Annotated in this window: 11 protein-coding genes and 2 pseudogenes; all 13 read right to left on the reverse strand. The window is 37.0% G+C overall.

Annotated elements, in window-relative coordinates; translation table 11 throughout:
* Positions 1 to 243: 243 nt before the first annotated feature.
* The 13 genes and pseudogenes from BW935_RS18670 to BW935_RS10040 all read right to left on the reverse strand — a co-directional run bounded on the left by BW935_RS18670 (position 244) and on the right by BW935_RS10040 (position 14,116).
* Positions 244 to 411, reverse strand: coding sequence for an IS66 family transposase (locus BW935_RS18670; RefSeq protein ID WP_394333610.1), 168 nt, complete (start codon positions 409 to 411; stop codon positions 244 to 246).
* On the reverse strand, positions 408 to 581 hold the full coding sequence (locus BW935_RS18675; RefSeq protein WP_245802683.1) for a hypothetical protein: 174 nt from the start codon (positions 579 to 581) through the stop codon (positions 408 to 410). Before BW935_RS18675 ends, BW935_RS18670 begins: the two co-directional genes overlap by 4 nt.
* A gap of 665 nt (positions 582 to 1,246) precedes the next feature.
* Entirely contained in the window at positions 1,247 to 1,903 is a 657-nt protein-coding gene (locus tag BW935_RS09985; RefSeq protein ID WP_139325533.1) for a hypothetical protein, read from the reverse strand.
* A 532-nt stretch (positions 1,904 to 2,435) separates the two neighbouring features.
* Positions 2,436 to 2,945 (reverse strand): annotated as a pseudogene (locus BW935_RS09995) (transposase); the annotation flags it as partial.
* A 64-nt stretch (positions 2,946 to 3,009) separates the two neighbouring features.
* The gene (locus BW935_RS18880) at positions 3,010 to 3,339 is read right to left on the reverse strand and encodes an ATP-binding protein (RefSeq protein WP_449374838.1); all 330 of its coding nucleotides are present in this window, start codon (positions 3,337 to 3,339) and stop codon (positions 3,010 to 3,012) included.
* 72 nt (positions 3,340 to 3,411) lie between these two features.
* Positions 3,412 to 4,790, reverse strand: a pseudogene (locus BW935_RS10005) (IS1634 family transposase); the annotation flags it as partial.
* A 118-nt stretch (positions 4,791 to 4,908) separates the two neighbouring features.
* Positions 4,909 to 5,403, reverse strand: coding sequence for a hypothetical protein (locus BW935_RS10010; protein ID WP_076501128.1), 495 nt, complete (start codon positions 5,401 to 5,403; stop codon positions 4,909 to 4,911).
* Between the two features lie 11 nt (positions 5,404 to 5,414).
* Positions 5,415 to 6,848, reverse strand: coding sequence for a RagB/SusD family nutrient uptake outer membrane protein (locus BW935_RS10015; protein ID WP_084565929.1), 1,434 nt, complete (start codon positions 6,846 to 6,848; stop codon positions 5,415 to 5,417).
* Between the two features lie 12 nt (positions 6,849 to 6,860).
* Positions 6,861 to 9,860 carry a SusC/RagA family TonB-linked outer membrane protein gene (locus BW935_RS10020; RefSeq protein ID WP_076501131.1) on the reverse strand — a complete coding sequence of 1,000 codons (3,000 nt, stop codon included), beginning with the start codon at positions 9,858 to 9,860 and terminating at the stop codon, positions 6,861 to 6,863.
* Positions 9,861 to 10,404: 544 nt separating this feature from the next.
* Complete coding sequence (locus tag BW935_RS10025; RefSeq protein ID WP_076501132.1) at positions 10,405 to 12,324, reverse strand: OmpA family protein; 1,920 nt, start codon at positions 12,322 to 12,324, stop codon at positions 10,405 to 10,407.
* A 4-nt stretch (positions 12,325 to 12,328) separates the two neighbouring features.
* Positions 12,329 to 12,955 carry a 7-carboxy-7-deazaguanine synthase QueE gene (locus BW935_RS10030; protein WP_076501134.1) on the reverse strand — a complete coding sequence of 209 codons (627 nt, stop codon included), beginning with the start codon at positions 12,953 to 12,955 and terminating at the stop codon, positions 12,329 to 12,331.
* A gap of 113 nt (positions 12,956 to 13,068) precedes the next feature.
* Positions 13,069 to 13,503 (reverse strand): GNAT family N-acetyltransferase, encoded by a 435-nt coding sequence (locus tag BW935_RS10035; protein ID WP_245802685.1) that lies wholly within the window; start codon positions 13,501 to 13,503, stop codon positions 13,069 to 13,071.
* Between the two features lie 121 nt (positions 13,504 to 13,624).
* On the reverse strand, positions 13,625 to 14,116 hold the full coding sequence (locus BW935_RS10040; RefSeq protein ID WP_076501137.1) for a methylated-DNA--[protein]-cysteine S-methyltransferase: 492 nt from the start codon (positions 14,114 to 14,116) through the stop codon (positions 13,625 to 13,627).
* Positions 14,117 to 14,167 lie beyond the last annotated feature (51 nt).

A 14,167-nucleotide genomic window follows, 5' to 3' on the forward strand; every position in this document is an offset into this window, starting at 1 on the left:
TGAGCTGCTTGGAGCCATGGCCATCAAAATGGCCTCGTAAAATTTGTTTGATCTTGTTCATGGTAAGAGTGCGATTGGCCATGGGAATGCTTAATTGTTTGCACTCCTAACAGGACTTAAAAGCTTCCTATTCCATTCCAAAAAAATAACTTTTGACGGGGGTCAGTTTACATCACCAGCTGGGGGTCAATTTGCATTACCAGCTGGGGGTTAATTTAAATCGTCAACTGGGGGTCAACTTCATCATTTTTTGCATTCAGTCTCGTCAGCTCCTATTACAGGACTTTTAGGGACTGCTGTCTTTATCTTTGCATATATAGGTGCAGACTTGCGGACAAATCTACCAATAATGTTATCGATACTCCCCTCGCTGAGATCAATACCGAAGCAGTCCCTGAGAAGTTCTTTCATCCTATTGTAGGAAACATACTGTCTGGCATGTAGATAACCGACAATGGTTTCAACACTGCTCCTGTACTGAATGGAGCTTTGATATTGTCAGGGAATGCCCCACTGATCTTTTCTCCAAAGGACCAGTTTTTGGAAAAGCTTCTATGCTCGGTAAATACCACTTTAATCACAGGAAGATCCAGGACCTGTCTTTTAGAGGATTTCTGCTGGAACCGCCGACAGATCACCACTACAGCAGGTACAGAATAAAGGGATGTGGTTTTCTATAATGTCCGGGAAGGATGTCATTTCAAGGGTATGGCCTTTGTGTCCAGGCTGACCGCCGGTTTTGCGCCCTGTATCCTGACGGAGACTTTGGTTTTTTAGGGGCGGTTCTCGTCTTTTGAAGTGGGAACTGAGCTGTTGCGACTGTTTTTGGGATTACGATAACGGGCAAGCTGATTTTCCAAATCGGATACCATAGATTTTAAAGACTTAACCTCCTCAATAAGCTGGTGGATCATCTTGATCAGTTCTTGAATAAGCGTATCCCTGTGGTCCAATATCCCATAAAAATGCTTCCTGAATATTAGCACATAATCCTATGAATACCAATAATACACACTGTTTTCCCCACAAAAAAATGTGGATAAACCAACTTTAAAGCTGATTTTCGTACATTCACATACAAATACGTACAATACACCACAAAGGAGCACAAGACTCCAAACACTTGAATATTGGTCAGTAAATAATGTACCTGAGTATATGCGATAATTTTTATTCACCTTTTAAATGGCCGAAATTTAAGGTCGCTTGCAAATCCATTAAATATTAAACAAGGAATATCAATGATTTAATTTAAACCATAAAAACTCTTCAAAGACATAACTAAATCTTCCTCTTTATTGAAAGAGACTTTATTTTCTTTAAAAAAATTCTCTGCCCTTTCTTTCAATTCTTCGGGTAGTATCGATATAAAAGATCTCTTGTTTTTTTTGAAAGAAAATAAAGATTCATCTCTATAAATATAAAATGATTCGTTTTTCACTATTCTTCTCTTATTATTAGTATTTGAATAACTATCTGTATTCTGATCTATTAAACCAAAATCAACTTTTTTAATTAAAGATAGAACTTCGTTTTCAAACAAAATTTGGTATAAATCTTTTGATTTCTTCCCGTCAATCATTAAAATTCTAAATAACATCTTTTCTTCAACGAATAAGATGGATTTTAAATCACTAAAATCAATTTCATATAACTCCCCATTAAATTTATATTCATAAACTTTACTAAGAAAGTTTATTCTACCCAAGGTTTTATATTCTTTGGATGGATCAAGTGTTAAAATCACATCTTTAAAATCTTCATTCAAATAAGGTGAACCATCATAAATATTGTTTTTTTCTAAAATTATAGGTCTTCCATCAGCTGAATTAAGATTTAATAATTGTGCTTGCAAGCTAGCTATTGAAAGCATAAAAAAAGAAACAAGGAATAGACATTTCATAAACTTTTCAATTAACACACGAATATAATATATTTATGAATTAGTTCAAGTATAAGTTATTAATTTTTACTGTAATCCGAAAAAAACACTTTGTGTTTTTGATCATCTTGAAAAAATACAATAGCTAGGTTTTAGCACCCCGCTATAGTACACTATGTTTGATGGTACTACATCAAAAACATTGTGTGTAAAAAAAACACGAACCTTGCGGGTCAACCAGTAATTTGTCAGCTACTTTCTTTTCTTCTCAGTCGAATCGTTAAATACTTTGTGTCTGAGCATCAAAGTGACGGATATTATTAGACAATGACAACCTGGAAGCACTTTGTTTTTATGAATTTTGGTTATGTCACCAAATGTCAGCCGCTTAACAGTCTAAGTAAAAACCTTCTTTTTCTTGAAGATCGGCTCACCTACCAAGGGATTGAAAAACTTCTAGCGATAAGCACGCTCAGTGATGCCAATATTAACCGAAGCAGCCAACAGCAATATAAACGGACTTATTGACTACTTTGGAGTTCACTCTGACTTAGAAGGATATACCATCTATCCAAACGATCAGGTAAACAAGGTCAATCTGCATGTTTCTCCATGCAACAATATCCTTAGCTACGGCACTGGTAACCCTTAAGATGGTGGAAGTGGATACATTTATATCATAAAGCTATCGGACCTGCTCTTCGATGTCTTGATTTGACATTTCCTTGGCATACATAGATATGATCACGTTTTCAACGCCTTCTGCCATATTCTTGCGTTTAGTAGGCACAAAAATAGGTTTAAAGCTGTCGTCCCTGACTCTTGCGACTTTGATTTCAGCTTCTCCAAAGGAGTCCTTTATGGCTTGGGTAGAATGGCCGTTACTTGAATTGGAATTATCGGTGTTCTGATGCTTTTCGTAACCAAGACGGGCATCTAACTCGCCTTCAAGCATTTTCTCGACAGCTCTTTTCTGAAGCTGTTGAAGAAAGGAATTGAGCTCCAATGCAGTCTTTATCTGCTTGAGGAAATCATAATCATTTAAAAGATTTTCATTTTTACAATCTGTGTGTTAAAGGTTAGAAATTGTCCACACGCAGATAGGGTATTCGCCTACCGCGGATTCTTCAAATTCTCTGTACGATTTCTTCTAAATCGCAGGGAGAATTTCGAGGTAAAAATTTAACTTCGAAATTGGTCAAACCAACTTTCACAGATTTTGCCATTATCTCTTGTTTTACTTGATTAATATTTCGTTTACTTCTAAGGGATTCTCCCTTGAGTACTATTCGGAGAGCAACATGCACAATTCTGTCCAAATTAGCATCTACAAAAGTTTGATCTTCGATTATTTCATACCATGCACTGACAGGTATTTGGAATGTTATGATGGTAGATTTTTTAACTTGGCGATCTACAATTATCTCCATCAACAACATTTTGTTCTGTAAATACAATGGTTGTTTTATTCGAAAGCAAAAATTCTTCCTGACTTCGACACTGAGACACCTAAAATCAAAAACAGAATATTTTTGCCAGTTTTGCTGACTTTCATTCAAAAAAAGGGTCTTTCTTAGCTTTTTCCCTGAAGACTTGAGTTGCATTTCAACAGTGTAAATCCCTTTTGCTATTTCTATTGTTTTTTGTGGTGACAGTTTCGATCCTTTTTCCGATAACTGCCTTTCCAATTCTTTGTATACTTTGTAAGCTACGAATGCTATACTGATATGTGCCTCAATCCTGCGTTGCTTGTAATGGAAAATTGGTCTTACCTTGATTTCGTTTTTAGTTATCCTGATGGCCTTTTCTATCTCCCATAGATTGTTGTAATTCTCAATTATCTCGTCTTTACCCAAGTTAGTGTTTGTAATATAACCTTTCAGGCCATCCCATTTCCCATCCTTTTCAAACTTTTCCATGTTGATACTAACCTTGACTTCTCCCTACATTTTAAGGTATTTGTTGTAGCCTCTGTTATTAATATGGGTTTATTGAGCTTTCCTGTTTTTAGCTGTTTTTCGAGCTTCCTGAGCCCTTTATTTCTGTTGATCCTATCTTTTTTTGCTCGCTTGTCCGAATAACTGACAACCATTTTGAGTCCTTCCTCCCAATCCAGTAACTTACTCTCACCATTTTCAAGTTCGAGACCTAACAACCTCTGTTTACTTTTATCTGAAGATGCTTTAGGTCTTGCTCCAAGAATAAACTCGTATCCGTTACTCCTTAATTCTTCTATGTTACTTTTTGAAAGCAGTCCATAGTCAGCAACAACAATTGGGGCAGGCAGCTTATACTTCTTTCTAAATGCCTCTATCACGGGGATCATGGTATGCCCCTCAAACTTGTTGCCCTCAAAGATCTCGTATGCTAAGGGATAGCCTTCTAGCCCAACCAACAGTCCCAAAACTATCTGGGGGCTCTGATGCTTCCCTTCCTTAGAGAAACCTGTTTTTCTTAAGTCATCTTCCAAATCCACCTCAAAATAAAGTGTGGTAACATCGTAAAATACGATATTGATGCTGCCTCCCAATATCTTTCTAGTATGCTCAAAGCTGATCAACTGTAATGTTTCTTTATAATTGTTATAAAGCTTGTCAAAATATCTATAAAGACCCTGTACATGGAATTCAAGACCGTGGTAGGTATTTAGATAGTCACAGGTTTTGAGCTTACTAGCTGGAAAACATATCTTCGAATAGACCAACCATCTAAAAATATCATCATTAATGACATTGAATCCTATATCATTGAAAATCCTGTCAAGAAGAAGTTCTGTACCCGAAACCGTAATCCTTTCTACAGTCTCCAAAACTGACTCAGCAACTCGTTCTTCATCATTGAAAGGAATTTCTAGAGAACCTTTATAACTCTTGATCCAATCTTCTCCAAGAGCAATGAGTTTTTCGACTGAAAAAAGGCCGAAATCTAAGAAATCGGCCTTTATTATTAAAGTGCAGTTATCAAATTTTTATTATTTGAAACTGCAGATGTTAAACATTAGATACTCAAATACTAAAGTTCTAAAATTATCTCCAAATTGTAATAGTAAATCTTTTATAATTTTCAGAACCTGGGATTTCATCAGTACCAACGAGGTTTAGAATCAATGTAACAGGGCTTCCTCCAACAGGAATACCTTCAAGTACATTATATCTAAGAAATGCACTAGATGTATTAGCTCCCAATACTACAGAGTTAGGCGACTGCAATGTGTAATGAACACCTTGAACAGCAGTTGAAGCAGGATCAACAGTGTAAGCTACATTTAAGTCAGTAGACTTTTGTCTCCCAATCAATTGGATTTCTACTTCGTCTTGTGTGACAACTCCTTGTCGAACTCTCTTTGCAGTCAAAGATTGTTGGTCAATTCCAGGAATTGTAGATGCTATTCTACCCAATGTTTGATTATTAAATTGAAACTCTTCAGGACCTTGGAAAGTCCTATCTGGAGCTTCAAAACAAGCAAAACACAGAAGCGAAATAAATCCAAATAAAACGGTTTTTACAATATATTTTTTCATATTCTATTGAGTTAATAGCCAGGATTTTGATTAAGAAGTGGATTCAAATCCACTTGGGCTTGTGGTAAAGGCGCAAGAACTCTTGTATCTGAAAACTGAACAGCACCAGTAGCACCTTTTCTAATATCTTGTCCAGTTCTTTTAAGATCAAAGAATCTATGCCCTTCAAAGAACAATTCTAATCTTCTTTCAGTAAATATTGCATCAATTGCTTCCTGTTGATTTGTAGTAACAACTTGAAATGCAAAAGTACTGGGGAAACGTCTTGACCTTAGAAAATTTAAGTCAGCAAGACCTTCTACTAATTTAGCTCCACCTTGTCTAACTCTTGCCTCAGCGCGAATTAGATACAACTCACTCAAACGAATTAATGGAACATTATCTGTAAAAGGGCCGACTGTTCCTGCATATTTTCTAGAAAATAAGGCTGTTTGACCTTGTTTTACATCAGAGATGAAATTTTCTATTCTAGAGTCTTCAGGCAAGAAAATTGACAATAAATCTTGAGTAGGAATAACATCACCCCAACCTCCAGAGCCTGCAACTGGGCCTCCTTGTCTTAGAGTTAGTGAATTAAGCGATTCATTGAATCCCAGTGTTTCAGTTTGCGCATTATAAGCAAGTTCAAAAACAGATTCAGGATGCGGTGCAGACGCAAAAGACAATCTATAAGCTGCTGGATTTACAGAAGCATCAACCATTGTTGCAGCAGTATTAGCTAAAGCACTAGTGGCCATTTCTTCAGCTTGTTGCCATTTAGATTGATAAAGATAAACTCTAGAAAGCAATGCTCTAGCCGCACCAGTAGTCACTCTAAATCTATTAGTACCTGTTAACAAAGGGATAGCTTCATTCAAGTCTCTTTCTATAATCGCATAGACTTCTTGATTGGAGGAACGAGGTCTAAAATCAGCTTGACTCGAAGTAGAAGTTGGCTGTTCTCTAATTATAACTGATTCTTGAAAACCATTTACCTCTCTCCCTGGTTCATATCCATACACACGAGCCAAGTCAAAATACATTAGTGCTCTTAAAAACAAAGCTTCACCTCTTAATTGATTTGCTTCAGCGGTTGTTGTTATAGAATTTAAATCTGCATTTATAATGAAATTCATTTCATTAATTCCAGCATAAGCATTAGCCCAGATACCGAAGTGAGTACCAAAATTGTTTATTGACCATGTCAAATATCTATTAGATTGAGCATTAGTAACCGTGGCATTATCTGCAAGAGTTTCGGCACCAAGTATCATTTGTTGCCCATAATAACCAGCACCTTGAAGCCTATCATACCCAGATATTATTAGAGATCTAACTCCGGTAATATCAGTCAGAGCTACTTCAGCACTTACACTTTGCCTAGGTTCTGTAACCAAAGCGTCATCACATCCCACATTAAAAAGGACTAATGAGCCTAAGAGAATTATATTAAATATTTTCTTCATAATATCTATTATTTAAAATGAAACTGTCAAACCACCAGTTAATTGTTTAGACTGAGGATATCTACCGATATCAGTAGCCAATATCTCTGGGTCAAAACCTGTGTAAGCAGTGAAAGTAAGTAGGTTAATACCCTGAACAAAGAACCTAACAGCTCTCAAATTCATTCTTGAAACAAGAGATGCAGGAAGGTTATAACCTAAAGTTACCTGTTTCAAACGAATGTAAGAAGCATCTTCAATCTGTCTCGTGGAGAAAGTATTCGCCCTTGATCCTGTCACACCCGGCTCAACTCCCTCATATGCTTTAGGGATAGATGTAATATCACCTGGTTGTCTCCAACGACCTAACTGAGATACTGTTTGATTCCAACCTGCACCACCAGCAGCATCTGTGAAGAATGCAGTATTATTCAAGTTTTCATTACCCCATTGGCCTTGGAAGAAAACTTCCAAAGAAAGACCTTTGTAAGAAAAGGTGTTAGTAAGACCTCCAAAACCTCTAGGCAATGGTGAACCAACATATTTTAGGTCTCTTCCTTGTGGATTGTAAGTAATATTGTTTAAAGTGTCTCTATACATAGCACGACCATCAGCCGGGTTTACACCAGCATATTCTGCTTGCCAATAAATAGAAACTGGGAATCCAACTCTTAATGTATTACCAATATTTTCTCTTCCATCAAGCTCTAATATTTCATTTCTTTGAAATGAAATATTAAAAGCGGTAGACCATTTGAAGTTACCTCTATCAATATTCACAGTATTCAATTCCAGTTCGATACCTTGGTTTTGAACTTTACCAATATTAGTTGTAATAGAGCCGAACCCAGAATCATTCGGTAAGGCAGCATTTAACAGAAGATCTTTGTTTTTTCTATCATAAACTTCAGCAGAACCATATACTCTATTACCAAATAAGGCAAAGTCTAGACCGAAATTCCAAGTTTCAGCTCTCTCCCAAGTTAAGTCGTCATTGCCTAATTGTGAAGGTCTGATACCTGGCAAATTAACATAATCTCCACCACTACCAAAAAGAGCCCTTGATGCAAAATTTCCAATATTTGAGTTACCTGTTACACCATAACTTGCCCTGATTTTCAAGTCTTCCAACCAAGTTACATCCTTAAGAAAATCTTCGGAAGAAATCCTATATGCTCCCGCTGCTGAATAAAACAAACCCCATCTATTGTTTGCACCAAACCTAGATGACCCATCATATCTCGCAGTAGCAGAAGCTAAGAATTTATCATTATAATCATACTTAGCATTCATAAAAAACGAGCCCAGTCTCCATGTAGTGTAAAATCCATTCACAGCAGTAGGAGTTGCTGCATTTTGTAAACTCCTGAAAAGACCATTAGGAAAACCTTGACCAGAAGCACTAAATTCCTCATTTTCCTCAACCCTAAACTCTGTCCCACCAAGAACACTTAGTCTATGCACATCGTTGAAAACATCAGTGTAAGAAATTGTATGGTTAGTATTCCAGTTTAGTAGTGTTCTACCCGCAACAAAAGCTGAACCACCTGTCGGGGCAAATTGAGGAACCCTTGCATCTCTATAGTTATCATCTCTAGCAAATGCATAATCAATCCCGATGAAAGATCTCCATCTTAATTTATCGCTTATTTTATAATTAGCAGCCATACTAGAAACTGTCTGATTTCTAACAAGTCTCCTTGTTTCAAACTCAACTGACTGAACTAAATTGTAACCAAAAGTTCCAGGCAATGGAGCATTGTATTCTCCATCTTCTCTGAAAATCGGTTGATTTGGAAGTGTAAATAGAGCAGCAAAGAAGGGGGAGTTAATAAATGCTCCGTCAGCAATTGCACCATTTTGAGTTGTAGTAGCTAAACTCATATTGACATCAAAAGATAACCTTTCATTGGCTCTATGATCTAAATTAAGCCTTACAGTTCCTCTTTCAAAATCAGATTTAATAATTTGACCTTCATTTAAATTGTAGGAAGTACTAAGAAAAAATTTAGTTTTATCATCCCCTCCATTTGCACTAAAATCTACTGTTCTACTTCTTCCAGTTCTATAAACAGCATCCTGCCAATCAGTATTTTGAACAGTAGCTGGGTCACCATATACGTTAATAGCCCTTTGTCTAGCGTCTTCAAGAGAAGTCCCATTTGTAGCACTTGGACCAATACGATTAAATCTATTCTCGAAAGCTTCAATTTTTATAGTGGCTAACTGTTCAGCGGACATTACAGGAATTTTTCTAATTCTATTAACAGTTCCCTCTTGAACTGTTAAGTTAAATTGTGTTTTCCCTGCTTTACCCTTTTTTGTAGTAATAATAACAACTCCATTAGCCGCTTGGGCACCATAGATAGCAGCAGTAGCAGCATCTTTTAAAACCTCAATTGACTGAATATCATTTGGGTTGATAGAGTTCAAAAGATTGTTAGAAGCTTGTGATCCCAAACCACCCGAGGCAACTTGAACTCCATCAATGATATATAAAGGCTCATTACCAGCGTTTATTGAACCTACACCTCTAACTCTTACATTGATACCTCCTCCTGGAGCACCTGAAGTTGCTGTTACTTGAACACCCGCAGCTCTACCTTGCAACGCCCTATCAAATGACTGTACAGGCATATTTTCAAACGCCTCTCCTTTAACAGAAGCTATTGCTCCAGTCAATTCCCTCTTTACTGTAGTTCCGTAACCAGTAATAACAACTTCATTAAGACTTGTTATATCTGATTCTAAGGTGACATTAATAACAGAACGATTACCAATAGCCTGTTCCTGTGATCTCAGTCCAATAAAACTAAAGACCAATACATTATTTCCTTCAGGAACAGATAACGAATATCTACCATCTAAATCGGTTGCAACACCGATGGTTGAGCCTTTAACTGTTACTGAAGCACCTGGGACTGGTAATCTATCATCTGCTGATATCACCGTCCCAGTTACTACGCGACTTTGAGCAAATGCCGAAGCACCTACAAAAAGAAGCGCGAGTCCTAGAAGTAAAACTTTCCTCATATTTGTTTTTTTTGGTTTAACGATAGCTCAATTTTATTCATTAACTCGGTATAATCCAACTATTATCAAAAAATTTAAAAGTGATCTCTGATGAAAATACAAATATTGAAATAGGTTTTTTAATCAATTAAAGAATATAATTCTACTAGTAACGGCTAATAAAGAAATAAAACCAAAATAAGACCGATGTATTTAAGGTTAATCAAAATATAATTTTTTTTTAACCTTTATTAACGTCACATTTATACTAAAAATTAAATTGACAACTGAGCGTTTTATTTAGTTATTTACATAAAAATTTTAAAAAATAAACTTTAACCATCAAAAACATGTGCAATATAATTATTACTATTTTTTTATAATTTTTATATATGATTTTTGAATAAGTAAAAACGAATCTTGTAATTAAAATAATATGATTGAACCCCAACAAAAGATTCATTATGCGCAAAAAATTCCTCTACAATATTAAAATAGTTTAATTTATAAATAGACAACATTATGACACTACGAAATTCAATAACACCATATTATTTCCTAAAAATCACAATATACTCACCGTGATTCTTCTGTTTAAAGCTCGATTGATCGCTGTGTCATTAGACACTAATGGAACCTGAGAACCTTTCCCCGAAATCTGTAACCTTTCATCAGAAATTTCATTTTCAACTAGATATTTCTTGACACTGGCAGCTCTTCTCAAACTGAGCTCTTGATTATAGGGTTCGCTACCCACATTATCCGTATGACCAACTATCATAATCTCAACATTCGGATTATCCTGTAAAAATGAAATCAACCGCTTCAATGAAGTAGTTGACTCAGGCTTCAGATCTGCCTTATCAAAATCAAAAAAGATATTCTCGAAAATGAATTCTTCCCCTGAGGCTACTGGGGTCAATTCCACATCTAAATTTTTCTGATTGGCTAAACTGTCACGATCTACATTGTAAATTTTCGGCAGAAAGCCCTTCTTCTCCACATAAAGTCCCGAAGCTGGTCGATCGGGATAGAGCATGGTAAAATCTCCCGTCCGCCCATCAGACCTAAATTCATACATCGTGCTATCTGAAACCAAATCAACGAGTGACAACTTTGCCTCCACAGGCTCACCTGTACTTTTATTAAATACGCGCCCTTCTGTGACCATCAGTTTTTCCCCAAGGTAAATCTCTTCCGGGAATTTGAACCTATAAATGAAGGAGCGCTCTTGCTTCCCTTCATGAAATACGGTCTCGGTATAATAAGCATAATCTCGCTGTGCTGTAATGAATAAAGCCAACTGATCCTGATGATCATTGATTGGGTAACCTAGATTCTCTGGAGTAGAAAACACCCCTTTCTCCACACGAGACATGAATAAGTCCAAGCCACCAAAGCCGAGATGCCCTTCGGAAGCAAAGAATAGAATCTCATTATTGAAATAGATAAAAGGAGATACTTCATCCTTGGCAGTATTGATATCAGCACCTAGATTCTTGGCTTCAGACCAAGACCCATCTGGCATTCTCAAAGTATACCAAATATCCTTCCCTCCAAAACCTCCTCTTCTGTTGGAAGAGAAAAACAAAATACTTCCATCTGCAGAAAGAGAAGGCTGAGAGTCCCAAACTCTAGAATTGACATGCTTCCCCATGTTTACAGGTTTTTGCCATACTTCATTGACCTTATAGGAAATATACAAATCACAATCTCCAAAAGAGTCCGGCATTTGGCAAGAAGTAAAAATCAGAATTTTCCCATCAGCGGAGATGGTACAGGTGCCTTCATTGTATGCCGTATTGATACTATTAGCAATACTTCTTGGATTAGACCACAACCCTTCTTCCTCATCATAATAAGCCACAAAGATATCTTCATGTTCATTGTTAGCTAATCCATCTCTTTTGGTAAAGAGTAACTTCTTACTATCGGCTGTGAGTACTGGGAAGTACTGCAAGACAAATTGATTCAAAGGATCTGCTAGCTTTTCTTTTTCGATCACAAACGGATTGTCTAAGTGAGTTCGTATAAAACTGATCTGATCCTTCATTTCCCTAAATGGCCTCTGAGATTGGAAAGCAGTGTTGAGCAAATGCTCACTTTGGTCGAAAGCAGCAATCGCTTGATTAAAATCTCCTAACTTCAAAAAACAATGGACCTTCAACCAAGCAAACTCCCCTAGTAAATGATTGGGGGCTTTCACATTCCGCTTCAAACCCCTATCAGCTACCTCAATTGCTTGATCTGGGAAACCCTGAGTTAAGAGTATTCTTCCCCATTTGAGATAGGATTCCAAAAAATTAGCTTCCCTATTGATTGAGGCCTTAAATTTGGCAATGGCATCATCATATTGTCGCTTTTGAATCAATTCATCTCCTTCTTCATGAAGTCTAATCGCTCTGTTATCTATTATGGTATAGGTCTGACCACTGACTGTCAAAAATGTCAAAACCAGCAAAATAGATAAAAGGGCCTGCTTCATAGATCTAAGGGATATCCATAAATTTATGGGTTTGTAGGGATATTTTCCAATTTGGGTGAAATTTTACGTAATCTATAATCTTTGAAGTGAAAGTAGCAGCCTTGCTCCATTCTGGCTGAAGTAGCAATTGACAGTCATTTTGAACCAAAGCAGCATGTTTTTCAGCAAAATCAAAATCTGATTGATGATAGATGACCACTTTTAGCTCATTTGCATGCTCATAGATACTTGGATGTGGTGCTTTGAATTTCTTTGGGGAAAAACATACCCAATCAAAGTCACCTGAAAATGGATGTGCTCCTGAGGTTTCGATGTGGGTAGAGAACCCTTCCGACTTCAACAAAGTAGTTAATGGACCAAGATCATACATCAGAGGTTCTCCACCAGTGATGACCACTTTTCTACCTAAATACTGCTTAGCACCTGCCACAATCTCATCGATAGACAACACTGGCCATTTGGCAGCGTCCCAAGAATCCTTTACATCACACCATACACAACCTACGTCGCATCCTCCCAATCTAATGAAATAAGCAGGATGACCAGAAAAAGTACCTTCTCCTTGTATCGTATAAAAAGCTTCCATGACAGGAAGCATCAATCCTGCTGCTACTGCGTCTCTTTTCTCCATGATAATTTTTGATAAAGCGGGTGATCGAACCGCTAATTTTTACTTAATTCCGATTTTCGGATTGCAAAGGTAGGATTAATTTGACGATAAGAAAAATGAACTTAGATACTGGCTCAAAGTACTTTCTCCATCACAACCCTATATTCCTCAACCCTACCTTTTTTAATCAAATCCACAATCATAAAACCCCTATTCAGTCCAAAATGGATCATTTTGGTTAGTTTATTTCTAGTTTTAAAGTAAACTTTAAGGAATCCATGGTTCTTAGCCCATTGCTCCTGAGCGTCTGCCAACTTTGTTGCCACTCCTTTTCTCCTATGTGATGCGACCACTCCACCCATCCAAGAATAAAACACTTGAGGAGAATCTCTTTGATACCCTACTTTGAACCCTACAGGGTCACCATCAACTTCCGCTATCAAAATTAAAAATGGAATCGATTTCAACCTTTCTTGATAGGTCTTTTCAGAGTAAGGTTGGTAAAATTCGCTTACCTGTTGACTCAAAGCCACCACTTCATCAATGGTACCTTGCCTAATTTTGATCATGTCCTTCATAAATTAAATCCCATCTTTATTCACAACGAAAACATTTATTGTATGCAGGTATCATTTCAGAAAAGTCCAATGCTACATAAAAAGCAAGAGCTTGTGTGACATTGCTAAAGAGCTATTTTGAAAATCCTAAAACAGACTGTCTGCCCACTTTATCCTTGTTTTCCAATTCGAGAAGCTCAGATTTCCTCCAAATTCCTCCAGCATACCCAGTAAGTTGACCATGTTTGCCTACTATACGGTGGCAAGGAAGCATAATCAAAATGGGATTGGCTCCAATCGCAGTACCTACTGCCCTGACCGCATTAGGCTTTCCAAGACCAATTGCAATTTGCTCATAGGTTTTCGTCTGACCAAAGGGCACCTTATTGACCTCTAACCAGACCTGCCTCTGAAAATCAGTCCCTCCAAGCGCTACAGGTACATCAAAGGTTTTTTGTTTCCCCTGAAAATAAAGCCCCAATTGAATTCTAATATCCATCAGTACACCATCCAAAAAAGTATCGGTGACTGGCTCTTCAGTAAACTTCAATGAAATCAAATATCCATCAAAAGTCTCTGCTCTTACATTGCCCAAGGGCGTCTCCATTACTGCAATCTCTCTCATCTCTTCTTTGTTTTAAGTTAAAACACTCCACGCTCAATGATCACTGTGTAC

It is taken from the genome of Belliella pelovolcani, from assembly GCF_900156785.1.
GTDB classification, from domain to species: domain Bacteria; phylum Bacteroidota; class Bacteroidia; order Cytophagales; family Cyclobacteriaceae; genus Belliella; species Belliella pelovolcani.